General features: G+C 35.3%; 24 protein-coding genes. 17 read left to right on the forward strand and 7 right to left on the reverse strand.

Translation table 11 applies throughout. The annotated features are described in order from the left end of the window. The first annotated feature begins 110 nt into the window (after positions 1-110). The 4 genes from AN34_RS20790 to AN34_RS20805 all read left to right on the forward strand — a co-directional run bounded on the left by AN34_RS20790 (position 111) and on the right by AN34_RS20805 (position 4,228). Entirely contained in the window at positions 111-605 is a 495-nt protein-coding gene (locus tag AN34_RS20790; RefSeq protein ID WP_029288910.1) for a Fur family transcriptional regulator, read from the forward strand. Between the two features lie 38 nt (positions 606-643). Beyond that, complete coding sequence (locus tag AN34_RS20795) at positions 644-1,924, forward strand: adenylosuccinate synthase (RefSeq protein WP_029288913.1); 1,281 nt, start codon at positions 644-646, stop codon at positions 1,922-1,924. 168 nt (positions 1,925-2,092) lie between these two features. Further along, entirely contained in the window at positions 2,093-2,929 is an 837-nt protein-coding gene (locus AN34_RS20800) for a Bro-N domain-containing protein (RefSeq protein WP_029288915.1), read from the forward strand. Positions 2,930-2,971: 42 nt separating this feature from the next. After that, entirely contained in the window at positions 2,972-4,228 is a 1,257-nt protein-coding gene (locus tag AN34_RS20805) for an anthranilate synthase component I family protein (RefSeq protein ID WP_029288917.1), read from the forward strand. A gap of 325 nt (positions 4,229-4,553) precedes the next feature. Here the strand turns inward: AN34_RS20805 and AN34_RS20810 are convergent, their stop codons facing one another. From AN34_RS20810 to AN34_RS20825, 4 genes are all read right to left on the reverse strand, one after another. After that, on the reverse strand, positions 4,554-5,360 hold the full coding sequence (locus AN34_RS20810; protein ID WP_029288919.1) for a M48 family metallopeptidase: 807 nt from the start codon (positions 5,358-5,360) through the stop codon (positions 4,554-4,556). Positions 5,361-5,450: 90 nt separating this feature from the next. Next, on the reverse strand, positions 5,451-6,098 hold the full coding sequence (gene plsY / locus AN34_RS20815; RefSeq protein WP_029288920.1) for a glycerol-3-phosphate 1-O-acyltransferase PlsY: 648 nt from the start codon (positions 6,096-6,098) through the stop codon (positions 5,451-5,453). Between the two features lie 49 nt (positions 6,099-6,147). Then, a complete protein-coding gene (nadC, locus tag AN34_RS20820; RefSeq protein WP_029288921.1) occupies positions 6,148-6,990 on the reverse strand; it encodes a carboxylating nicotinate-nucleotide diphosphorylase in 843 nt (280 codons plus the stop codon). Positions 6,991-7,146: 156 nt separating this feature from the next. After that, on the reverse strand, positions 7,147-7,545 hold the full coding sequence (locus AN34_RS20825) for a DUF4783 domain-containing protein (RefSeq protein ID WP_029288922.1): 399 nt from the start codon (positions 7,543-7,545) through the stop codon (positions 7,147-7,149). A 170-nt stretch (positions 7,546-7,715) separates the two neighbouring features. Between AN34_RS20825 and gpmI the strand changes: the two genes are divergently transcribed. Then, positions 7,716-9,239 carry a 2,3-bisphosphoglycerate-independent phosphoglycerate mutase gene (gene gpmI / locus AN34_RS20830; RefSeq protein WP_029288923.1) on the forward strand — a complete coding sequence of 508 codons (1,524 nt, stop codon included), beginning with the start codon at positions 7,716-7,718 and terminating at the stop codon, positions 9,237-9,239. Beyond that, positions 9,239-9,772 carry a hypothetical protein gene (locus AN34_RS20835; protein ID WP_029288924.1) on the forward strand — a complete coding sequence of 178 codons (534 nt, stop codon included), beginning with the start codon at positions 9,239-9,241 and terminating at the stop codon, positions 9,770-9,772. The genes gpmI and AN34_RS20835 overlap by 1 nt, the downstream gene beginning before the upstream one ends. Positions 9,773-9,822: 50 nt before the next feature. Here the strand turns inward: AN34_RS20835 and AN34_RS20840 are convergent, their stop codons facing one another. Further along, complete coding sequence (locus tag AN34_RS20840; RefSeq protein WP_029288926.1) at positions 9,823-10,443, reverse strand: tetratricopeptide repeat protein; 621 nt, start codon at positions 10,441-10,443, stop codon at positions 9,823-9,825. A 312-nt stretch (positions 10,444-10,755) separates the two neighbouring features. Between AN34_RS20840 and lon the strand changes: the two genes are divergently transcribed. The 3 genes from lon to AN34_RS20855 all read left to right on the forward strand — a co-directional run bounded on the left by lon (position 10,756) and on the right by AN34_RS20855 (position 14,826). Continuing rightward, positions 10,756-13,227 carry an endopeptidase La gene (gene lon, locus AN34_RS20845; RefSeq protein WP_029288928.1) on the forward strand — a complete coding sequence of 824 codons (2,472 nt, stop codon included), beginning with the start codon at positions 10,756-10,758 and terminating at the stop codon, positions 13,225-13,227. Between the two features lie 82 nt (positions 13,228-13,309). Beyond that, a complete protein-coding gene (locus AN34_RS20850) occupies positions 13,310-14,260 on the forward strand; it encodes a lipid A deacylase LpxR family protein (protein ID WP_029288929.1) in 951 nt (316 codons plus the stop codon). Positions 14,261-14,310: 50 nt separating this feature from the next. After that, on the forward strand, positions 14,311-14,826 hold the full coding sequence (locus AN34_RS20855; protein ID WP_029288931.1) for a murein L,D-transpeptidase family protein: 516 nt from the start codon (positions 14,311-14,313) through the stop codon (positions 14,824-14,826). Between the two features lie 2 nt (positions 14,827-14,828). On the opposite strand, the gene arfB is transcribed toward AN34_RS20855, so the two are convergent. Then, a complete protein-coding gene (arfB, locus tag AN34_RS20860) occupies positions 14,829-15,239 on the reverse strand; it encodes an alternative ribosome rescue aminoacyl-tRNA hydrolase ArfB (RefSeq protein ID WP_029288933.1) in 411 nt (136 codons plus the stop codon). A 74-nt stretch (positions 15,240-15,313) separates the two neighbouring features. Here arfB and cmk point away from each other — a divergent pair, with 74 nt between their 5' ends. The 8 genes from cmk to AN34_RS20900 all read left to right on the forward strand — a co-directional run bounded on the left by cmk (position 15,314) and on the right by AN34_RS20900 (position 24,243). Continuing rightward, on the forward strand, positions 15,314-15,994 hold the full coding sequence (gene cmk, locus AN34_RS20865) for a (d)CMP kinase (protein ID WP_029288935.1): 681 nt from the start codon (positions 15,314-15,316) through the stop codon (positions 15,992-15,994). A 164-nt stretch (positions 15,995-16,158) separates the two neighbouring features. Continuing rightward, positions 16,159-16,989 carry a DUF1080 domain-containing protein gene (locus AN34_RS20870; RefSeq protein WP_029288937.1) on the forward strand — a complete coding sequence of 277 codons (831 nt, stop codon included), beginning with the start codon at positions 16,159-16,161 and terminating at the stop codon, positions 16,987-16,989. A gap of 25 nt (positions 16,990-17,014) precedes the next feature. Continuing rightward, positions 17,015-18,520: a YgcG family protein gene (locus AN34_RS20875; RefSeq protein ID WP_051666773.1), complete on the forward strand. Its 1,506-nt coding sequence runs from the start codon at positions 17,015-17,017 to the stop codon at positions 18,518-18,520. Positions 18,521-18,646: 126 nt separating this feature from the next. Next, complete coding sequence (locus tag AN34_RS20880) at positions 18,647-19,627, forward strand: SH3 domain-containing protein (RefSeq protein ID WP_029288941.1); 981 nt, start codon at positions 18,647-18,649, stop codon at positions 19,625-19,627. 27 nt (positions 19,628-19,654) lie between these two features. After that, entirely contained in the window at positions 19,655-19,879 is a 225-nt protein-coding gene (locus AN34_RS20885) for a hypothetical protein (protein WP_029288943.1), read from the forward strand. Between the two features lie 94 nt (positions 19,880-19,973). Continuing rightward, the gene (locus tag AN34_RS21975; RefSeq protein WP_369818103.1) at positions 19,974-20,180 is read left to right on the forward strand and encodes a type II toxin-antitoxin system RelE/ParE family toxin; all 207 of its coding nucleotides are present in this window, start codon (positions 19,974-19,976) and stop codon (positions 20,178-20,180) included. 311 nt (positions 20,181-20,491) lie between these two features. Continuing rightward, entirely contained in the window at positions 20,492-22,426 is a 1,935-nt protein-coding gene (gene rpsA, locus AN34_RS20895) for a 30S ribosomal protein S1 (RefSeq protein ID WP_029288947.1), read from the forward strand. Positions 22,427-22,569: 143 nt separating this feature from the next. After that, positions 22,570-24,243 (forward strand): beta-N-acetylhexosaminidase, encoded by a 1,674-nt coding sequence (locus AN34_RS20900; protein ID WP_029288949.1) that lies wholly within the window; start codon positions 22,570-22,572, stop codon positions 24,241-24,243. Here the strand turns inward: AN34_RS20900 and AN34_RS20905 are convergent. Continuing rightward, a complete protein-coding gene (locus tag AN34_RS20905; protein WP_029288951.1) occupies positions 24,240-25,166 on the reverse strand; it encodes an AraC family transcriptional regulator in 927 nt (308 codons plus the stop codon). The two genes, AN34_RS20900 and AN34_RS20905, sit on opposite strands and share 4 nt — an antisense overlap. Positions 25,167-25,199: the final 33 nt, after the last annotated feature.

Genomic DNA, 25,199 nt, shown 5'->3' on the forward strand with positions numbered 1-25,199 from the left:
CTTAAGTCAGTATCTAGACTTTTGACTTCGGACTAAACTTACAACATTTCAACAATAGAACAACATAACAATCAAACAATTTACCTACCTTTGATTGGAGTTTAAACACTATGCCTGAACAAAAAACAAATGAGCTCGTTCGTAAGATTTTTGAAGCTTATTTAGAAAACAAGAATCTACGCAAAACGCCTGAGCGTTTCGCCATATTAGAGGAAATATATTCAAGAAACGATCACTTTGACGTTGAAACCCTCTATATCCACATGAAAAATCAAAAGTATCGTGTAAGTCGAGCTACTGTATACAATACTTTAGAGTTATTGGTTTCATGTGATTTGGTTACCAAGCATCAGTTTGGCAAAAACATGGCGCAATTCGAAAAATCTTACGGTTACCGCCAGCATGACCATGTCATCTGTATTGAATGTGGTAAAGTAGTAGAATTTTGCGATCCCCGTATTCACCAAATTCAAACCATGGTTGGAGATCTTTTAAAATTCGATGTAAAACATCATTCGTTAAACTTATATGGGTTTTGCTCAGATTGTAGCATGGCCAGAAAAGTAAACGAGTCTGCCAAAACGGCCAAACTAGAAGACAATTAAATCAATCCACAAAATAAAACCAGCTTAAATTTTTAATAATGACGCAAGTAGATGTACTTCTCGGCCTGCAATGGGGTGATGAAGGAAAGGGAAAAATCGTTGATGTACTCAGTCCAAAATATGATCTTATTGCCCGTTTTCAGGGTGGTCCGAATGCCGGACACACTTTAGAGTTCGATGGCAAAAAATTTGTTTTAAATACTATACCATCAGGAATTTTTAACGAAAAAACCATGAACCTTATCGGGAATGGTGTAGTAATCGATCCAATCATTTTAAAAAGAGAGTTAGATAACTTAAAAAAAGCTGGTCATGATCCTGTTGCCGATGGCAAATTGGTAATTGCACGTAAAGCACACTTAATTTTACCTACTCACCAATTATTGGATGCGGCTAATGAAGCACGCATGGGTAAAAATAAAATCGGTTCAACACTTAAAGGAATTGGCCCAACTTATATGGATAAAACTGGTCGTAATGGTCTTCGCGTTGGCGATACCACACTTCCAGATTTTAAAGAACGCTATGCTAAGTTAGTGGAAAAGCACACAGAAATCCTTTCACATTACGAAGGTTTTGAATATGAACTGGCAGAAAAAGAAGCATCATTCTTTGAAGCCATTGAATTTTTAAAATCTATCCCTCACGTAGATAGCGAACATTTTGTAAACGGCTATTTAAAAGAAGGAAAAGCAGTTTTAGCGGAAGGTGCGCAAGGTACTTTATTAGATGTTGATTTTGGATCTTATCCGTTTGTAACCTCTAGTAACACCACCACTGCTGGTGCTTGTACGGGTTTAGGTATTGCACCTAACAAAGTTGGCGCTGTTTATGGTATTTTTAAAGCTTATTGTACGCGTGTTGGCGGTGGCCCATTCCCTACTGAATTAGATAACGAAGTTGGCGAAAATTTACGTGCTTTAGGCCATGAATTTGGTGCAACAACAGGTCGTGCCCGTCGTTGTGGTTGGATTGATCTTCCTGCATTAAAGTATGCCATCATGTTAAACGGTGTAACCGAATTAATTATGATGAAAGCTGATGTATTGGATACATTCGAAACCATTTATGCTTGTACGCATTACGAATATAATGGCGAAACCATTGATTACATGCCATACGACATCATTTCAATTGAACCTAAACCAGTATTGAAAGCAATTGAAGGTTGGGCTACTGACGTGACTAAAATTACTTCAGTTGATCAGATTCCAGCTAAATTGAACGATTATATTGCATTTTTAGAAAAAGAATTAGAAGTGCCAATTAAATTCCTTTCTGTAGGGCCAGATAGAGCACAAACTTTAGAATTACGTTAAAATATTTCCAATATATATACAGAAAAAGCAACCTGAAAAATGGTTGCTTTTTCTGTATATAACATTTTTTAGTTTTTTAACAGTCTTTATTTATCTTAGAACTCCCTACCTAAAACATTACATCTCATCGATATCTAATTATTACACCAAAGTTTAATTTAAATAAAAATGAGCGATTTAAAATTATTTGAAGACAAGGCAGTACGTTCTGTATGGAATGAACAAGAGGATAAATGGTATTTTTCTATAGTTGATGTGGTTGAAGTATTAACAAGTTCACCACGTCCTAGAAAATATTGGAATGCTTTAAAAACAAAACTACAAAATGAAGGCAGTGAACTGTCCCATAAATTGGGACAGTTGAAAATGCCAGCGGATGATGGAAAAATGAGAATGACGGACGTTGCCAATACAGAACAACTTTTACGTCTTATTCAATCCATCCCATCGCCAAAAGCCGAACCTTTTAAGCAATGGCTGGCACAAGTTGGTGCAGAAAGAATTGCCGAAATAGAAAACCCTGAATTAGCACAAGCTAGAATTAGAGCTACTTATAAAGCCAAAGGATACAGTGATGAATGGATTGAAAAACGAATTCGCGGTATTCTTGTTCGAGATGAACTTACTAACGAGTGGAAACAAAGAGGTGTTAAAGAAGGTAAAGAATACGCTATTTTAACTGCCGAAATTAGCAAAGCAACTTTCGGCATTATCCCAAGCGACTATAAAAAGTTAAAAGGTTTAACAAAAGCGAATGAGAATTTGAGAGACCACATGACCGATTTAGAGCTGATTTTTTCGATGCTAGGTGAAGCTTCAACAACAGAAATCGCCAAAAATAGAGATGCTAAAGGCTTTGAAGAAAACCATACCGCAGCAACAGCAGGTGGCAGCGTTGCGGGTAAGGCTAGAGAGGATTTAGAGCAAAAATCGGGTAAGAAAATAGTAAGCAGTCAAAACTTTAAAGGGCTTGCAGAAAAAAGAAATGATAAAAATCTGGAATAGGAAATAATCATCTTAACCTCATCAAAAAACAAAAAAGCATCTTTGAAAACTATACAACACACACCTGATTTCAAAAAAAAAGCGTTGCATTGGGCTAATCAGTTTAATGTTTGCTGTTTGTTGGATTCTAATCAATATAAAGACCTTTATTCGGCCTATGATTTCATCATCGCAGCTGGCATGCACCATGAATTAGAATGTTCCATCATGCAGGCATTTGATCAGTTAAAAGACTTTTATTCGCTACATAAAGAATGGATATTTGGTTTTTTTAGCTATGACCTCAAAAACGGAATTGAAAATCTCGAATCGAATCATCCCGACCAATTGGCTTTTCCTGATTTATACTTTTTTGTTCCGAAGTATTTGATCGGTATTAAAAATAATGAAATACATGTTATAATAGGTAATAAGTCGATTATTGATGAGATCAAACAATTTAAAACCAACAATATTCCCGATGATAATCAACTTAATATTACAAAGCGAATAACAAAAGATCAATATATTGATAAAGTAGAAACTTTAAAAAATCACATTCTTCGTGGTGATATTTATGAAGTTAATTTCTGTCAGGAGTTTTTTGCAGAATATGCGATAATAAATCCTGTACAAACCTTCGAAGCATTAAATAGCTTATCTCCTACTCCATTTTCAGGTTATTTCAAAATCAAAAATCATTACATTTTATCGGCTACACCGGAAAGGTTTTTATGCAAACGCAATAACAAACTCATTTCACAACCCATAAAGGGAACGGCAAGGAGAAGCAATAATCCACAAGAAGACCAGCAAATTGCCATTCAGCTTAAAAATGATTCGAAAGAAAAATCTGAAAATGTAATGATTGTAGATCTGGTGCGCCATGATCTTACAAAATCAGCGGTCAAAGGTTCTGTTCAAGTAGATGAACTTTTTGGCATTTATAGCTTTCCACAGGTTCACCAAATGATGTCGACGATCAGTTGCGAACTTCATCCTGAAATTCATCTGGTGGATGCAATAAAAAACACTTTTCCGATGGGTTCCATGACTGGTGCTCCTAAGGTTAAAGCAATGGAATTAATTGAAGAGTATGAAGAAACTAAACGTGGGATCTATTCAGGTTCTTTTGGTTACATGAATCCAGACGGCGACTTTGATTTCAATGTGATCATCAGAAGTATTCTGTACAATGCGGAGAATAAATATTTATCCTTCCAGGTTGGTGGAGCAATTACTTATGAATGCAATGCAGAAAAAGAATATGAGGAATGTTTGCTCAAAGCAAGCGCAATTTTAAAAGTGCTTGGTGGTTAGGTGGTTAGGTGGTTAGGTGGTTAGGTGGTTAGGTGGTTAGGTGGTTAGGTGGTTAGGTGGTTAGGTGGTTAGGTGGTTAGAAAAAACAACCACTACAATAGTATGTTTCAAGATTTGCCCAAAAAAATAATTTATCTCATAACCAGTCATAGCATTTTTCTATCCTAATTATGTGATCTATTTTTCAAATTAATCATTATTATCGGACATATTACTTCATTAAAGATAGATAGGCTCATCTATTAAAAATAAAAAAGGTGTAAGGTTTTAGCACCATGCATAAACCTTACACCTTTAAACCTTAAGCCTTTCACCTTGAAAGCCTTTATTTTTTATAATACTGTTGTGCTTCAGGCAAATATTTTTGAATTTGAGCAATACGGGTTGCATCACTTGGGTGGGTACTTAAAAATTCTGCTGGTTTTTGTGCTCCTGCAGATGCAGCCGACATTCTATTCCAAAAACTCGTTGCGTTTTGTGGGTTATATCCGGCCATAGCCATGAAGATTAAGCCTAAACGGTCTGCCTCCAACTCTTGATTACGACTGAACTTTAACATTGCAACTGGTGTACCTACACCATAAAGCGTATTAAAAATGGATTGTGTCTTAGGATTTTTAGATAATGCTACTCCGGCAGCTGCTCCAACACCTTGTGCTACCATCTCCTGCGACATACGCTCGGCTGAGTGACCAGCAATAGCATGTGCAATTTCATGTCCCATTACAGTTGCTAAACCTGCATCATCTTGTGTTACAGGTAAAATACCAGTATAAACCACAATCTTACCGCCAGGCATACACCATGCATTTTTCTCATTATTCTGAACCACATTAACTTCCCACTGGTAATCAGCAATTAAATTACCATAATTGTTGTTGTTCATATAGGTTTTTACTGCACTAATTAGCTTATTACCTACAGTTTTCACTTTTAAGGCTTGTGCATTTGATGCAGATAAAACAGTGCTTTTATTCTCTGTTAAAAAGGTACTATATGCCTGAAATGCCATGGGCAAAACCTGATCATTACTTACCAAATCAAATCGACTACGTCCTGTTAAAGGCACCGTTGAACATGAATTAAATAATAGAATGCCAGCAATACCTGCCGTTAAAAATAATTTTTTCATAATGATTTTAGTTGAATGATAAACCTTTCAGGCAAACCGAGAATTAAACAGTATGCTTGTAAATAAGTTTTAATAATGTGTTTTTGTTAGTTAATTAGTTTTTTTCCTAAACAAATACACTTTAGATTCTTTGCCCTTCAGCAATCTTTCGAGATTTTTTTGATGTGTAACTAAGATCAGAACACAAACCACCATGCCATAAAGTACTTCAGATTTTATTGAAACCTGAAACAAAAAGACAACACTGAGTGGAAATGTAAAGCCAGCACAGATTGAACTTAATGAAACATATTTAGTTAATAATAGTACAATCACAAAAACCAGAACGCAAAGCATAGATGCTTCGAAGTTAACTGCCAAAATCATTCCAAAAAGTGTTGCCACTCCTTTTCCACCTCTAAAACCTGCAAAAACAGGAAATAAATGCCCCATCACAGCGGTTACTCCTAAGGCTAGCTGATAGTTAACAAAAACAACAGAATTTTGCGGCCCGGTAACAGACATCCCTATTAAATAAGCTAAATTGGTAGCTGTATAGCCTTTAGCGATATCAATGATCATTACCGCTATACCTGCTTTTTTGCCTAAAACCCTGAATGTATTGGTTGCGCCTGCGTTACCACTTCCATACTCTCTTACATCAATACCATAAAAAGCCTGACCAAGCCATACTGCAGTTGGTATAGATCCAAATAGATATGCAAACAATAAGGCGCTGAGCGAATAAACCGTAACCATAGCCTACAATGATACAAAATTTAAGCTTTCAATTTTACAACACATCAATTTAGTATGCTTTTAAGCTGAAGTCCAGGCTTTTTACTGAGTGTGTAAGTGCACCCATTGATATAAAATCTACACCGCAAGCAGCATATGCTAACACATTATCTTCTGTAATGCCGCCAGATGCCTCGGTTGTAAATCTACCATCAATCAATGCTACAGCGGTTTTTAGATTTTCGAAACTAAAATTATCAAGCATAATCCGGTCAACACCTCCAATAGCCAATACTTGCGATAATTCCTCAATACTCCTCACTTCAATCTCAATTTGTAGCGATTTGTGGTGATCAGCTAAATATTTCTTGGTCGAATGAATCGCATTAGATATTCCGCCGGCATAATCAACATGATTATCCTTAATCAGAATCATATCATACAATCCAATCCGGTGATTAACACCACCACCAATTCTCACTGCCCATTTTTCAAGGTAACGTAAACCTGGCGTTGTTTTACGCGTATCTAAAATTTTAGTTTTAGTATTTTTCAAAAGTGAAACAATGTGATGCGTTTTTGTAGCAATGCCACTCATTCTCTGCATACAGTTTAGTACCAACCGTTCAGCAATAAGAATAGCATGTGTGCTTCCTGAAACTGTTAATCCTATGTCTCCGACTTTTACTTCGGCTCCATCTTGCAATAATACATTCACTTGTAAATCAGCATCTACAATTTTGAAGATCTCCAGCGCTAACTCCATCCCGGCCAGAATTCCATCTTCTTTAATGATAAGTTTTGCTTTTCCTTGCGTTCCCTCCGGAATAGTTGATAATGAAGTATGATCACCATCGCCCACATCTTCAGCAAGAGCATTTTTTATAAACTGATGTATAAGTTGAATATCCAAAGTATAGATTTTATGCCGCAAAAATAAGAATTATTTATGAGCAGACAATCGACAGATAGATTTAAAAGGAAACTGACAGAAGAATTTGACAGAAAATACTGACACCGATTTAGGTTTACAGATGATTTATTACCTTGTATGATAGCGGTTTTAGTCTTAATCCTTTGCAGGCTCAATCCTTAATTCAGTAATTAAAAAGCTACTGTTAAATTTCTTCATGGTAATAGAAACCCTGAACGTTTCTTTTGAAGTATTTAAAATTACGACCCCAAACCGATAGTTTGGACTATTGTTAATTTTATGAAAAACGCTTGTTTTAACTGGGGGATGCTTGACAAAAAAATCTCTCAAAATTTGTTCACCCTGTGCTTTAGAATAGACATCTTCTTCGTCAACAATAATCAATTCAATAGTCGATGCAAAATTTTTAGCAATCTCTTTAGCATTGCCAGCCTTAAAATACGAGGATAAATCATCAATAATATCAGCCTGATAGGCTTTAGAACTATATAATGACGATAAACTAATGATAAGTAAAAAGAAGCTCCGGATCATTTCTGTATTTTATACAGAAATAGTAGCTAAAATTATGCCATTAGCTTATCAAAAAACAGATTTCTTAATTTGTATAACCTTCAATAAAGTTATATTTGCCATATGAATAGAATACTAGAACATGGTTTACAAGAAAATGTTTTAGTCTTAATTATAATTTTTGAATAAATATGGTAAATAATAAAAAAGTTGCTCTTATCATTTTAGATGGCTGGGGTTACGGACGTCAAGACAATTCTGATGCTGCATACGCTGCAAAAACACCTTTTTTCGATTCCTTATTACAGCACTACCCAAATTCAAAACTGGAAGCATCCGGTGAGGCTGTAGGGTTACCCGCCGGACAAATGGGAAATTCAGAAGTTGGACATATGAATTTAGGTGCTGGTAGAGTAGTTTACCAGGAACTTGGAAGAATTAACAAATCTATAGCGGACCGGGAATTACATGTAAATCCTATTTTACTTGATGCTTTTGATTATGCGAAACAAAATAATAAAGCCGTTCACTTTATTGGCTTAGTTTCAAATGGAGGTGTTCACGCACATATAGAACACCTGAAAGCACTTTGCGATGCAGCAAATGAGGCTCAGGTTCAAAATACTTTTGTACATGCCTTTTTAGATGGCAGAGATACGGATCCAAATTCTGGATTAGGTTTTATTACAGATCTACAAAACCATCTTCAGCAGGGAAATGCAAAACTGGCTACAATGGTTGGTCGTTACTATGCAATGGATCGTGATAATCGTTGGGAGCGTGTAAAACGGGCCTATGATGTGATGGTAAATGGTGTTGGAGAAAAAACACAAGATGCTTTGAACGCTATTCAAAATTCATATCAAAATGGCATTACTGATGAATTTTTAAATCCGGTAGTGCTTACCCAAACAAATGGAGCGCCTATTGCAACCATTCAACCTGATGATGTGGTGATCTGTTTTAACTTCCGTACTGATAGAGGACGCGAAATTACTACTGCACTAACACAAAAAGATTTTCCAGAGCAACAAATGCATAAGTTGCCATTGTACTATGTGACTATGACCACATACGATGAGAGCTTTGAAAAAGTGAATGTAATGTTCACAAAAGATGATCTGACCAAAACAATTGGTGAAGTTTTATCTGAAAATAATAAGAATCAGATTCGTATTGCAGAAACTGAAAAATATCCTCATGTTACCTTCTTCTTTTCGGGCGGCAGGGAAACTGAATTTCCGAATGAAAAACGTATTTTAATTCCTTCTCCAAAGGTAGCTACATATGATCTGCAGCCAGAAATGAGTGCAGCTGGTATAACCGAAGCCATCACAGCAGAAATGGAATCGGGATGGGCAGATTTTATTTGCTTAAACTTTGCTAATCCAGATATGGTTGGCCACACAGGTGTTTTTGATGCAGTGGTAAAAGCGGTAGAAACAGCAGATAAATGTGCGGAGATTGTAGTCAATAAAGGTTTAGAAAATGGTTATTCCTTTATTTTATTGGCAGATCATGGTAACTCAGAATTTATGGTAAATGGCGATGGATCTGCAAATACGGCTCATACTACAAATCTGGTTCCTTGTATCCTAATCGACAATGATTATAAAACTATTGCCGATGGAAAACTGGGTGATATTGCGCCTACTGTTCTTAAAATTTTAGGCGTTGATATTCCAGCTGAAATGACTGGAAACGTTTTAGTATAATGATCAAAAACCTTTATATACTGGTATTTGCCCTGGCACTTCTTTCCTGTAATCAGCATGAAGAACCTATGGCAAATACCGGATTAACCTATTTCGATTTAAAAGGTTACTTCGGGAGGGAGGTTATTCGTTTGAGAAATGCTAAAACCAAAGTAAATAAAATGGTAAGTATTAACGGTATCGAAGAACATAAAACTTCACTAATTAATGACTGGGATAAAGAACTTGCCATTTTTGTAAACGCAGATATTAACAAAAACTCATGGAAGGGCAGCTTTAAGATTAACAGCAGTGATAGTGTAGATATTTATACGACTACTAATAAGAAGATTCCGATTAAAAAGGTTTCAGTAACACACCAATTCTCTCGTGTAAGTAAAATTGAAATCATTATTAATAATAAAAATATTTTATTTCAATCACAGGATACACTTATCTATCTTCCGGATCAGTTGTATCAGATTAAAAAACAACAAAAAATAAGATTTCTTGCAATAAAAAATTATGCAGTAATGGCCAGGTTTATTCCATAAAAAAAGCAGTCAACATCAGTTTGACTGCTTTTTTTATGGAATTTTTAAATTTATTTTAAACTGGCTATCTGTGCTTTATCATAGGTAACCCAGTCTATAATATCTTTTCTTAATGGCTGCATGGTGAGTACCTTTTGAAAATCTGCAATAGAACTGTTAAATAACCCGATACAGGCAACCTTCTCTGCTCCTTTTTTTACTTTATAAGATTTATAAATTGCATAATCTTTATAGGCTAACCCACGATTTTGAAACATCTGCGTATCCTCGTCTCCATTAATTTCAATCGCTTTGGTAAAATCCTTAATGGCAGCAGTATAAAAATTTTCACGCATGGTATTCAACGATTCTTTCGGATCATTAGCAATGTTTAATCTGGCTTTTCCACGGTAGTAATAAGCAGAAACCTCATTAGGCTTCATGGCTAGTAAACGACTATAGGTTGCAATACACTTTTCATATTCTCCGTTTTGAAAATAAGAATAACCCAGCATTTTTAAAACATTGGCATTATCAGGTGTTTTGGTATCAGCTTTTTCTAATTGTGTAACAGCAGTTCTATAATCACCCTTCATCATGGCCTGCATACTCTTTTCATAATTGTTCTGAGCAAAACTTGTAGTTGATGAGAAAATGATTAATCCTAAAATCGCTTTTTTAAAATAGTTCATGTATGAATAATAATTTAGATAAATCTAGCACCTTCATAGGGCGTATTTTTTTGCAATATAATTCTATTATAATAATTTAATAGTTTTTAATTTTCTTTACCCTTAAAAAACGGAATGCCCAGATATTAGCATAAACGCTAAATTAAAAGAATTATGATATTAACACCAATAATTATATTTGTCTGCCTTTTTAACATAAGATTAATATAGTTTTTACTTTGGCACAAGAGTTGAATTTATTATATTACTAACATAATTAAACAATGTGAATACGATCAAACTGCCAGTTTGTCGTGAGAGGAAAACGTGAAAATGAGTAAACAAGATATATTTGATTTCCATTCTGCTATGCCAATAATAAATGAGGATACCGAATTCTTCCCTTTAATGTCTCAACAAGACGAGGAGGAAATGAATAACGAGGATACGCCTGAAACATTGGCTATTTTACCCTTAAGGAATACTGTTTTGTTTCCAGGAGTGGTTATTCCAATTACCGTTGGACGGGATAAATCAATAAAATTAATAAAGGAAGCTTACAAGGGAAATAAAATTATTGGGGTAGTATCTCAAAAGGACGTTTCTATTGAAGATCCTACCTTTGAGCAACTTAACACGGTAGGTACAGTGGCTAACATTATTAAACTATTGCAAATGCCAGATGGCAATACCACTGTAATTATACAGGGGAAGCAAAGGTTTAGCCTGATTGAGGAAGTTCAGAATGAGCCTTACATCAAAGCTGTAGTTAAAAAATTTGAGGAGCAAAAACATAAGGCTGATAAAGAATTTAAAACTTTAATTGCGTCTATACGTGAAATGTCTGCTCAGATTATTCAGCTGTCTCCAAATATCCCTAGTGAGGCCAGCATTGCTTTGAAAAACATTGAAAGCAATTCATTTCTGATCAATTTTATTTCATCAAATATGAATGCCGAAATGGCCGACAAGCAAAAAATTCTGGAAATGAATAAATTGCTTGATCGTGCACAGAAGGTAATGGAATTGTTGATGGTTGAATTGCAGATGCTGGAATTAAGGAATCAGATCCAATCTAAAGTTCGCACCGATCTGGATAAGCAACAACGTGATTATTTTTTAAACCAGCAGTTAAAAACAATTCAAGAAGAATTAGGTGGAAACTCTGCTGACTTAGAGTTCGATGCTTTACAAGAAAAAGCAAAGCTGAAAAAATGGTCAAAAGAAGTTAATGATCACTTTGATAAAGAGCTAGATAAATTAGGACGGATGAATCCGGCTGCTCCAGATTACTCTGTTCAATTGAATTACCTTGAATTGATACTGGATTTGCCATGGAGTGAATTTACAAAGGATAATTTTGATTTAAAAAGAGCACAACGTATTCTGGATAAAGATCACTTTGGCTTAGAAAAAGTAAAACAACGTATCGTTGAATACCTGGCTGTACTAAAGCTTAAGCGTGATATGAAGGCGCCAATCTTATGTCTGGTAGGCCCTCCGGGTGTTGGTAAAACCTCATTAGGAAAATCTATAGCAAAAGCTTTAGGCCGTAAATATGTCAGAATGGCCTTAGGTGGCATTCGTGATGAAGCAGAAATTCGTGGTCACCGTAAAACGTATATTGGTGCAATGCCTGGTCGTATTATTTCATCAATCAAAAAAGCAGGTGCAGATAATCCTGTATTTGTTTTAGATGAGATAGATAAGGTTGGAACCGATCACCGTGGCGATCCATCTTCAGCTTTACTTGAGGTTTTAGATCCTGAACAAAATAATGCCTTCTATGATCATTATGTAGAAATGGATTATGATTTATCTAATATTTTATTCATCGCAACAGCAAATTCATTAAGTACTATACAACCAGCATTATTGGATCGTATGGAAATTATTGAGGTAAATGGCTACACGATTGAAGAAAAGATTGAGATCGCTAAAAAATATCTTTTGCCAAAACAAAAAGAAAATCACGGCTTAGAAAACAAACATATTAATCTTAAACCTGCGCTAATTGAAAAGGTAATTGAAGATTATACCCGTGAATCTGGCGTACGTGGTTTAGAAAAGAGAATAGGTTCTTTAGTGCGTGGTGTGGCTACTAAGGTAGCTATGGAAGAAGAATACAATGTAACTTTAACCAATGAAGATGTTGAACGCATTTTAGGTGCACCAATTTACGATAAAGATTTATATGAAGGCAATGAAGTAGCAGGTGTGGTTACTGGTTTGGCCTGGACAAGTGTAGGTGGCGATATTTTATTTATTGAATCCAGCTTAAGTCCGGGTAAAGGTAAATTAACTTTAACGGGTAACCTCGGAGATGTCATGAAAGAATCGGCAGTGATTGCGCTGGCTTACTTACGTGCACATGCTGCAGAATTCGGTATTGATTATGCCCTGTTTGATCATTGGGATGTTCATGTTCACGTGCCTGCAGGTGCAACACCTAAAGATGGACCTTCAGCAGGTGTAACCATGTTAACAGCACTAACATCAGTATTTACACAACGTAAGGTAAAACAACATTTAGCCATGACTGGTGAAATCACCTTGCGGGGTAAAGTTTTGCCTGTTGGCGGAATTAAAGAAAAAATCCTGGCTGCCAAAAGAGCAAATATTAAGGAAATTATCCTTTGTAAAAGTAACCGAAAAGATATTTTAGAGATCAAAGAGAGCTATATCAAGGACCTTACTTTTCATTACGTAAGTGAAATGAGTGAGGTAATAGAATTGGCTTTAACAAAAAATAAGGTTAAAAAACCATTAGACTTGAGTATTAAAGCTGCTCCGATTGTCAATTAAATGGTAAATCTTTTGGATGATCTTTCGAAAATTCAATAACAATAAATACATTTATGGCCCGGGTAATCATCCGGGCTTTTTTATGAAATTATTTTTCGCCACCGCTATCCTATGCTTCATCTGCATAACTGGTTTTAGTCAGTCTTTCAAAAATGAATTTGGTTTTAAAACCGAAAATGATGCTTACTTAGCTACCTTAAACGACCGCTATTATACCAATGGATTATTCCTTTATTTTCGAAGGGCGATAGATCCAGCAAAGTTTTCAAAAAAAATAGAAAAGAAAACCTATGAAATTTCTGCCGGTCAGAAAATGTATACCCCATATTGGGGACAGGTAGCTAAAAAAGAAGATCAAGACAGACCATTTGCTGGTTATTTATATGCCGGTGCTGCTTATTCTGTATTTTATAAAAATGAAAGTGTTTTGAAAACCAGTGTAGAAATTGGAACCGTTGGACCAAATTCACTGGCACAGGATGCGCAAAAATTCTTGCATAAAACAGTTGGCTTTTATACCCCTGCCGGATGGGAATATCAAATTAAAAATGAATTCGCTGTTAACCTTGCCGCAAACTACAGTAAGCTTTTGGTACGATCTACCGATAATATAGTTGATTTAAGTGGCCAGGGTTTTGCAAACTTAGGCGCTACATTTTCCGGCTTAGGTACATCAATTTTATTTAGAGCTGGAAGATTAAACCAGTTGTTTAATAGTGCTTATCATAATGCGGTGATAGGTGACTCAAAAACAGCAGCCTTAAATAAATCTGAACTTTTCTTCTATGCCAAACCGCAACTGAATGTTGTGGTTTATGATGCTACCATCCAAGGCAGTTTATTTAATAACAATAGTCCGGTTACTTTCGATATAAAACCAATAGTTTTTGAACAGCAATTTGGCATAAATTACAGTTCAAAAAGATTTACTGCAGATTTTAATATCATTTTCAAAACCAAGGAGGTTAAGAGTGTGGCTAAAGCACAGAATTATGGCGGCTTGAGTTTGTATTATCGGTTTGGAAGCCTATAATATTTTATGGAAATTTTTGAATAAATTAATCACTTTACAGGTTATTTTCTATGAGAAAAAAAATAATTTTGATAATCGCCTTTTTAATAGTCTGTTCTGCATTTTACAACTTATACCCCGAAGAAAAACTTCCATTAAATACTCAAGTAGACTATCTTGTTATCCAGAAATCTAACAGAAAACTTCTAGCTTATTCCAAAAATAAACTGATTAAAACTTATCAGATTTCGCTTGGCGATCATCCTTTAGGGCATAAAGAAATAGAAGGAGATGAAAAAACACCTGAAGGCATTTACACCATTAACGCTAAAAATCCAAATAGTGGCTATCATAAAAACTTAGGTGTATCCTATCCAAATCAACAAGATATTGTCAAAGCCAAAAGGCTTAATAAATCTCCTGGTGGTGATATCAAAATACACGGAATCAGAAATCATCTTAGTTTTATCGGCAAGTTTCAAAGATTTTTTGACTGGACGAATGGTTGTATGGCTTTAACTAATAGTGAAATAGATGAGCTATACCGAGCAGTAAAAATTGGTACAACCATAGAGATAAAACCCTAAATTCAATCAAAAGACGGTTTTTTACGGCTTTCTTTTTTATAAGAGATAAGGGTTTTATTTTGTAGGCGCTTTTGAATTTTAGCATTAGGAATTTTAGTTGGCTTTCTCTTCTTCTGAATACGAAGAGCGTTTTTGAGAAGTTCAATTAGTTTTGCAACTGTCTTCTCCTTATTTAAAAGTTGGCTACGATCTTCCTGCGATACAATATGAAGTAAACCTTCACTATCCAGCTTGTTATCCAGCCGAGATTTTAGTAACGTTTTTTCCTCATCACTGAGATAATGATTTGCAGCTAAATCGAAAATCAATTCAACCTTGCTCGACACTTTGTTAACATTTTGCCCACCCTTTCCCCCACTTCTGGAGGTTTTAAAGGCAACCGATTTTAAAATTTCTTCTCTGGTGGGTAACATGTTACAAAAGTATAAAGATTAGCCTTCTAAAAAAAGTTAGTAAGTCAATTGGCTTTTTTTACCTTTGTAAAAGAATGAAGAAGAACTTGGTTATAGCTATTGATGGCTATTCATCCTGCGGAAAGAGCACATTAGCTAAGGCATTGGCTAAAAAATTAGGTTTTATTTATGTTGATAGCGGGGCCATGTACCGTGCGGTTACCCTATATTTTTTGAGGAACAACATTGACGTGAGTGATGACTCAGCTGTTGCCGATGCACTACAACATATAGAATTAAACTTTCATTCAAGAGATTACGAATCACACATCACTTTAAATGGAGAAGAGGTTTCTGATGAGATTCGTTTAATGCCTGTTTCACAAAATGTGAGTGAAGTATCTGCGCATAAAATTGTTCGCCATGAAATGGTAAAACAGCAACAGCGGATGGGTAAATCAAAAAGTATTGTAATGGACGGCCGCGATATCGGCACCACTGTTTTCCCAAATTCACCGTTAAAGTTCTTTATGACTGCTGATCCAAAAATCCGGGCTGAACGCAGGTTTAAGGAATTAGAGAGCAAAGGCAACAACCAAACTACCCTGGAAGAAGTTTTTGAAAATCTGGCACATCGTGATTATGCAGATACCACCCGTAAGGAGAGTCCGCTAGTACGTGCTGATGATGCCATCATTTTAGACAATACCAATTTAACCCAGGATGAGCAACTGGCTTTCGCCATAGGAAGAGTAGAGCCTTTGTTGGATCGATAAGATAGAGGAAGTTGGTTAGTTGTTGGAGTAGATTAGAAGTTAGTGCTTTTGATGATGCCTTTTTAATTGGTAACTACAAGTTGGTAACTTAAAATTGCCAACTGAACACTATTTCCTGGAAAACAAAAAAATGCATATTTTTAGCAGCTAACCACTAAGCCGCTATGAAAATAATATATGCCCCACTCCTGTTTAGTTTTCTTATTTGTTTAAATTTTAATGCCCAGGCCCAAAAAGGCTGGATTAATCTTTTTAATGGTAAAGATTTAAAAGACTGGAATATCAAAATTTCCAAGCATAACTATCGAGAAAACTACGCCAATACCTTTCGGGTAGAAAATGGCTTAATAAAAGTAAGTTATGATGGTTATCAGGGATTTGACCAACAATATGGCCATATCTTTTATAAAAAGCCTTTTTCTGCTTATTTATTAAAAGTAACTTATCGGTTTGTTGGTAACCAGGCCAAGGGCGGTGAAGGTTGGGCACTTCGTAATAGCGGTGCCATGCTGCATTGTCAGGATCCGGCAACGATGTTAAAAAACCAGGACTTTCCCATTTCTATTGAAGCACAGATTTTAGGTGGCGATGGCGAACATTTACGGCATACCAGTAATGTTTGTACACCCGGCACGCTGATTAATTATCAAGGCAAATTGTTTACCGATCATTGCTTAGATTCAAAGTCGAAAACTTATTCCGGAGATCAATGGGTCACTGCAGAATTTCTGGTGCTAGGAGACTCTGTAATTAAACACATCATTAATAAAGAGGTAGTGCTAGAATACACCAAACCAAAAATTGGCGGTGATAATGTTTCTAATTACGATCCAAAAATAAAAATTGATGGCACCCCTTTAAAATCCGGCTATATCTCCCTTCAAAGTGAAAGTCATCCAATAGAATTTAAAACTGTTAAACTTTTTGACCTGAAACCTTATCTGAAAAATAAAACGAAACTTGATCAGGTAGTTAATCAGTTACTAGAAAAATAATTTTGATCTATTTATTGTTAGATAAATGATGCGCTTAATCCATTCTTTGATTAGACACTTTATTCTCCTTTTATTCTTATTTATAACGACAATTGCTTTAGGGCAAAAAGCATATACAATAGCTGAAATACCTGATCCGAAAAAACAAGATGGTGGCTGGGTAAGTAACCCCGATAAAATATTATCGCCTCAAGATATTCTACAAATCAATAGCACCATATCTGAATTTGAAAGCAAAACCAATGTTCAGATGGCTGTTGTAATTGTAAATGATTTCAACCATGATCAGGAAGACTTTGATTTTGCTTTTGAGCTTTTTAATACCTGGGGAATTGGCTCCAAAACTGCCAATAACGGCTTATTGCTCTTCATTGCAAAAGACAGGCGGAAATATCGGTTTATTACAGGCACCGGTGTAGAAGGTGTTTTGCCAGATGTAAAGTTAAAGCATATTGCAGAGCAAAATTTACTCCCTGCCTTTAGAGAAAATGATTTTGGCAAAGGCATTATTAATACAATAGAGGCTATCGGGATCATTATTTTGAATCCGGAGAACAAATCGGAACTGAATCAGTTTTTCACGCAAAAAGATAGCAACAGTTCATTGGAAAAGTTTTGGCTCCCTATGCTGCTTATCATTTTAGGCTTTTGGGCTGTTTTTAAAATCGTAGACAAACAATCTAATAAGGAAAAGAAATCAAAATCTTCAAAACAGGAAAGTTATGATCCTGCGCTTATAAAAGGCTGTGCTGGCTTTATTATTTTTAGTTTTGTCTTAGTATTCGCCATTGTATTTTTTGGAGGGTTTGATCTTATTGAAAAAGTAAAACTAGCCCAAATACCCATTATTGTTTTTTTTATTTTGTCCATCATGCTTTTCTTCAGGTATTTGTTTTTTATTGCCTCCATCAGAAATCAACATCAGGACGATAAAAATTTCTTTAATGCAGTTAAGGCTTTTCATCAGAAAAACTGGTGGCTGGTCTTTTTTTCTCCACTTATCATTATTACCATCATCAGACATCTAATCAAGAGTGCTAAAACAAATGATCGTTTTAAGCCTGTTCTGGATAGCAAAAATGAGGAGATGACCCGTGTTGATAGGGATATTAACATAGAGGGAACGCCTTATTTAACACCCGGCCAACGTAAAGAAGAAAAGGAGAAGGTTTATGATTACGACATTTGGGAAAATAAGGGTAAAACAGAACATATTATAAAACAGTGGCCTGCTGAAGAATTTGACAAATTTTTGGAGTGTCCGACTTGCGGATTTAGAACTTACCAACTAAATAAAAAAATTACGACTAAATCTGCAACTTATAGCCATGAAGGACAAGCCAAAATCATTAATGAGTGTAGTTTCTGTAAAAAGACTGAGTTTATTAGGTGGATAACTTTGGCCATGTTGGTGAAATCCAATTCATCATCGGGGTCTTCTTCATCTAGCAGTAGCAGCAGTTCTTCGTCTTCCTCCAGTAGCTGGGGTGGTGGTAGCAGTAGCGGCGGTGGCACCGGGGGAAGTTGGTAGCGAGACGACATTTTAACTGTTTTCTATGCCTAATTAAAAGTATTTTCTAATTTTGACTTGCTTAGCACGATGTTTGCGCTTTGCGCCATTACCCAATCACCCTTAAACTAATTGCATAATCACATCATGATGAATAGAATTTTCTTTATATTAATTGCCCTTTTTGTTTTCTCCACGCGTGTTATTGCTCAGGATACCTATCGTGTAACGGCTGATGAATTACGGGTTAGGGAAACCAATAACCCTAAAAGTAAGGTTATAGGCTCTATTATGCAAAATGGAAAGGTTGAGGTTATAGACACCACGAATGCGAAATTCTATAAGGTTAAAATAAAAAACCGTGAAGGCTGGGCAAGTAAAGATTTTATTCAAAAAACTTCAGTTACAAAACCAGCAGTACCTCAAGCGAATGCGCCTGCACCAAATGCAACAACCAGTTCTACAGCAGATGTGATTTATCGGGTAACTACCGATAACCTGAGAGTAAGGGAAAGGGCTGATGCTAAAAGTAAGATAACCGGATATTTACCTGAAAATGAAAATGTGGCTGTAATTGATTCAACGAATGCCAGTTATTTTAAAATTAAAGTAAGTAATGGCGAAGGTTGGGTAAGTAAGTCATTTTTGGTTAGGGTTTCGCCAATTACTAAACCTGCTGCTGCAAAAACAGGTGTTTCTGTTGAAGTACCAAAAATTGCTAAAGATTATTCTAATATTATTCTTTTCGCTATAGTTGCACTGGTTTTTGGCACTATCCTTTATTTTATCTTTAAATATTCCAATCAGAATAAAATACTAATTGGTATTTCTGCAATAGTAGTTCTGGTGGTTGTTTATTTTTGCTTTGTTACTTTTATACAGCCAAAAAAAGTTTCAGGAACATATGTCAGCGATAGTGATACACAATATAAAACCTTCGATTTCGGCACTCAGGATTCTGTATTAGTGAAAGACACTTACACGGATTCTACTTTTAAAGCAAAGTATGTTATTGAAGGAGACATGATCAAACTTTATGATCAGCAAAATATGATCTTACTATTGATTAGAGATGAACAAACCTTGGTTGGAGAAGGATTTACCAGGGGAACTTTTACAAAGAAGTAGGGCTATAAAATTTGTATATTTGGTATTATGAAAGTATTATTAGAGATTCCAGATCACAAAGCATCTTATTTATTGGATGTGCTGAATAGCATTCCTTATGTTAAAGCTAAAAAAATTATTGAGCCTAAGGATCTTTTAATAGCAGAAATAAAAAAAGCCGTTGAAGAACTTAAATTGATCAAGCAGGGTAAATTGGAAGGAATATCAGCAAAGCAGCTGCTTGATGAATTATGCTGTTATAGCAGTTCCTAGTTTCAGAAGGTAGCTTAAAAAACTTTCAAAGAAATATCATTCACTAAAGGCAGATTTAGCTGTCTTATTCGATGACTTAGAAAAAAACCCCGCGATAGGTACTCCTATTGGCAAAAACTGCTTTAAAATTCGAATTGCAATTACATCCAAAGGTAAAGGCAAATCAGGCGGAGCCCGAGTTATTACAAACTTTATAATCACTGAGTCCACAGTTTATCTACTTTCCATTTATGATAAATCTGAGCAAGATAACATTTCTGATAAGGAGCTTCTTGAGCTATTAAAAGAAATATCAGGATAACTTTTCTGCTTTGCATATTTATCAATTTAAACCCGTTAGAGCGAATAGCATATAGCACAGCGAGGACTATTAGCAATAATGGGACTGTTGCGTCCAAAGAATTAACGCACACTCATTTCTAAATAATTGAGAAAAATCACATTCATATTATTGAATTATACAAATTAGATGCTGAAATAAATTTAGCATGATGAATGTAGAATCTTAATAACCTAAAAATCAGCAACATTTATTAAAAAAATCTTTTCTATTAATTAAAAAATTTTTACCTTTGCAGTCCCTAAATAGGGAAAAAAGGAGATAATTAATTAATGGCTAAAAAACAAGTAGCAGAAAAAGAATTAGCAGCTAAAACAGCTGAACTTCAGGGAGAAGGCGGACGCCTGACTGAAAAAGAAACTATTGAATCAGAAGCTGATTCAGTTTCGATCGAATCGATCAAATCATCATTAGCAACACCAACCGAAGATTTCGACTGGGATGCAGATGAAAAAGTTTTCGGTAATTACAATGATGCAGACCGTAAAAAGTTTGAAGATATGTATGCCGGAACATTCAATCAGATCACTAAAGGTGAAATCATCAGCGGTATTGTTGTTTCAATTAACAACAAAGATGTAGTATTAAACGTTGGTTTTAAATCAGACGGTTTAGTTTCTACTTCAGAATTCCGTGATACACCAGATCTTAAAATCGGCGATTCAGTTGACGTTTTCGTTGAAGCACCAGAAGATGCTAACGGTCAGTTGATCCTTTCCCGCAAAAGAGCAAAAACCCAAAGATCATGGGAAGCAATTAATGAGGCGCTTGAAAATGATAGAATCATCAATGGTTTCGTTAAGAGCCGTACTAAAGGTGGTTTAATTGTTGATATCATGGGCGTTGAGGCTTTCTTACCAGGATCTCAGATTGATATTAAACCTATCCGCGATTACGATGTATACGTGGGTAAAACAATGGAATTTAAAGTTGTTAAAATTAACCATGAGTTTAAAAACGTTGTCGTTTCTCATAAAGTGTTAATTGAAGACGATTTAGAAAGCCAAAAAGTAGAAATCGTTTCTAAATTAGAAAAAGGACAAGTACTAGAAGGTACTGTTAAAAATATTACTGATTTCGGTGTGTTCATCGATTTAGGTGGTGTTGATGGTTTACTTCACATTACTGATATTTCTTGGGGCCGCATAGAGCATCCAAAAGAAGTATTATCATTAGATGAAAAAATCAACGTGGTTGTTTTAGATTTTGATGATGAGAAAAAACGTATTGCTTTAGGCTTAAAACAATTAACTCCACACCCTTGGGAGAATTTAGATGCTAACTTAGCTGTTGGTTCTAAAGTAAAAGGAAAAATCGTAACTGTTGCAGATTACGGAGCTTTCTTAGAAATCATCCCAGGTGTTGAAGGTTTAATACACGTTTCTGAAATGAGCTGGTCACAAAACTTAAGAAATCCACAAGAATTCTTAAAAGTAGGTGATGAGATCGAAGCTGAAGTTTTAACTTTAGATAGAGACGAACGCAAAATGAGCTTAGGTATTAAACAATTATCTAATGATCCATGGCAAGAAGTAGCTGCTAAATTCCCTGTGGGAAGCAAGCACCAGGCTACTGTTAAAAACATGACTAACTTCGGTGTTTTTGTTGAAATCGAAGAAGGTATTGATGGTTTAATCCACATCTCTGACTTATCATGGTCTAAAAAAGTAAACCACCCTAACGAATTCACTAAAGTTGGTGATGTGTTAGATGTAGTTGTTTTAGAGTTAGACGTTGATAACCGTAAATTAAGCTTAGGTCACAAACAATTGGAAGAAAACCCTTGGGATACTTTCGAAACGATCTTTACTTTAGATTCAGTTCACCAAGGTACTGTTGTTAAAGTAACGGATAAAGGTGCTGTGATTGCTTTACCATATGGTGTAGAAGGTTTCGTACCAACTAAACACATGGTTAAAGAAGATGGTACTTCAGTTAAAGCTGAAGAAACTAACGACTTCAAAATCATCGAGTTTAACAAAGAAGCTAAACGCATCGTTGTTTCTCACGCTCGTATTTGGGAAGAAGTTAAAGCTGAAGCTGTAGCAGAAGAAAGAAATGCTAAAAAGAAAGAAGCTAAAGCGGCTGTAACTGCGGTTAAAAAAGTTAAAGATTCTGTAGAGAAATCTACTTTAGGAGATTTAGACGTATTGGCTCAATTGAAATCGCAATTAGAAGGCGAAGAAAGCAAAGCTAAAAAAGGCTAGTTCTTTTTAACTGATAAATTTAATCCCGATAGCGAAAGTTATCGGGATTTTTTTTGCAGCAAAATCTATAAAGTTTTAAAAACCTTATAGGTTTAAATATTCATACGTTTGAAATTATTACTTTTGAAAAGGAAAACAACCCTATGATAAAGAAAATTATACTCCTGTTTTTATTGACTGCTTTTGCTTTGAAAATTTCTGCTCAGCAAGTAAACATTATTCCTCAGCCTGTAAAACTGACATTAAATACTACTCTATCACCCTTCACAATAGATAACAATACTCAGATTATTGCGCCAGATTCCTTAAATAACAGCGTTGAATTTTTCAAAAATTATCTTTTAAAATATTATGGAATCGTAATCGGCGGAGATAGTACTTTCAATAAAAAAGGTAACATCATCAAACTGGAAATAAACGCGATCAAAACCGTAAATCCAGATCGGTATGAGCTTTCTTCAGACGATAAACAAATCAGAGTCAGTGCTTCATCTCCAAAAGGAATTTTCTACGGCATCCAAACTTTAATTCAATTGTTACCGTATTCCCGTAAAGCTTTTCCTATTCAAATCCATGCCGTTTCTATTGTCGATTATCCTCGTTTTGATTACCGCGGAATGCACTTGGATGTGAGTCGGCATTTTTTCGATGTGGCTTTTGTAAAGCAATATATTGATTACTTAGCACTTCATAAAATGAATTATTTCCACTGGCATTTAACTGATGATCATGGATGGAGAATCGAAATAAAAAAATATCCAAAACTGACTGAAATAGGTGCCTGGAGAGATGGTAGCATTATTGGCTTGTGGCCTGGAAAAGGAAATGAAAATATAAAATATCAAGTATTGCCATCAGAAGTAAAAATTACACCAAAGGATGCCAAGATTAAAACTGATGAGATTCGCTACGGTGGTTTTTACACCCAGGAACAAATTAAAGAAGTAGTTGATTATGCCGCTAAACGTTACATCACCATTATTCCTGAAATAGAAATGCCTGCCCACAGTATGGCTCTACTAGCAGCTTATCCAGAACTTGGCACTGAACCTAATAAAAAATATGAAGTTGCCCAAACCTGGGGTATGATGAATAAGTATAACAATGTACTTCAAGCTTCTGATACTACTTTTAAATTTCTCGAAAATGTTTTAACGGAAGTGATGGCATTATTTCCCTCACCCTATATCCACATCGGTGGCGATGAAGCATCTAAAATTTGGTGGAAACAATCTGAGGTTTCTCAACAAATTATTAAAGCGAACGGATTAAAAAATGAAAGTGAGTTACAAAGTAATTTCATTAGAAGAATGGAAAAATTTGTGAACAGTAAAGGTAAAACCATTATCGGCTGGAACGAGATTTTGCAGGGTGGATTGGCTCCAAATGCCGTAGTGATGAGCTGGCAAGGAGAAAAAGGCGGTATGGAAGCTGCTAAGCAACAACATAAAGCCATTATGACGCCAGAAGATAAACTTTACTTTAACCATGCTCAATTTATTAAAGAAGACAGTTTAACGGCAGGTAAAGCCTCTTTGCTTATTAATGTTTACAATTACGAACCAATACCTGCTGAATTAAACAATGAACAGGCTAAATACATTTGGGGCGGCCAAGGTTGTTTATGGAGTGAGTATATTACTAATCCAGCGAAAGTTCAATACCAGCTCTTTCCGCGATTAGATGCCTTGAGCGAAGTTTTATGGAGCCCTAGAGAAAAAAGAAATTATCCCGATTTTCAAAAAAGGTTGAGAACTCAATTTAAACGCTATGATTTGATGGGTATCACTTATTCCAAAAAATATCTCGAAAATTAATGAATGAGCTGTTTTGCAATTTGTAATTGATAAGTACCAGGTGTCATCCCAACAACCTTCTTAAAAGTTCTGATAAAGTAATTGGCATCATTAAATCCTAATTCATAACTAATTGAAGCTACTTTTGCACCAGATTGAGCCAATAGAACCTTCGCTCTATTTATTTTTTCAGTTAATATAAAATCATTCGGACTAATGCCTAACTCCCGTTTAAACAACCTGTAAAAACTTGCTTTGCTCATACAAGCTTTATCACTTAAACTCTTGATACTAATTTTCTCGCTTAAATTTGATTTAATATAATTCATTACAAAAGCCAATGGATTTTGATTTAAATTATAGGTCTCCTCACCAATAGCTTTAAGGTTTTGCGTTTGCATAATCCTAACCAGGAGTTCTTTCAAAGTTAAATCTGCCAGTACATCTTTCTCTTTTGCACCTTCTGAACAAATTCTGATCACTTTATTAATGAGATAGGCAATTTCTTGATTGTTGTAAAAATGATATTCATCGTAATTTAATAACCACTTTTCATTGCTTCCCTCTTTAGGAAAAAATTCATTCAGGTAAGCGATTGTTTTTTTAATCTGATCCTGATCGATAGCCAATGCTATACATTGCGTTGGGCTGAGTTGGCTTGCTTCAGGAAAATCAATTTTCATGGTTACTGAAGGCGGAACAATCACCGTTTGTCCTGGAAAATAATCAAATCCTTTTTTGTCAAAGAGGTGCATTACCTTTTTGCCTCGCAGCATACTGGTAATCACGAAATCATTAAAAGTTAGTGGCACCAGGTAAGATTCGGCATAGGTTTCAAATACGCTTAATTCGCAATGTGATAAAGTATATGAAGTTCTGTTTTCAACTAATGTTTGTAATTTTTCAGTTTTACTTAAACTGACCTGGTCTAATACATGTGGCATAACGATAAAGATTTTGGTTAGAGCGCTTTGCTA

The sequence above is a fragment of the Pedobacter sp. R20-19 genome, from assembly GCF_000708265.2.
Classification (GTDB): domain Bacteria; phylum Bacteroidota; class Bacteroidia; order Sphingobacteriales; family Sphingobacteriaceae; genus Pedobacter.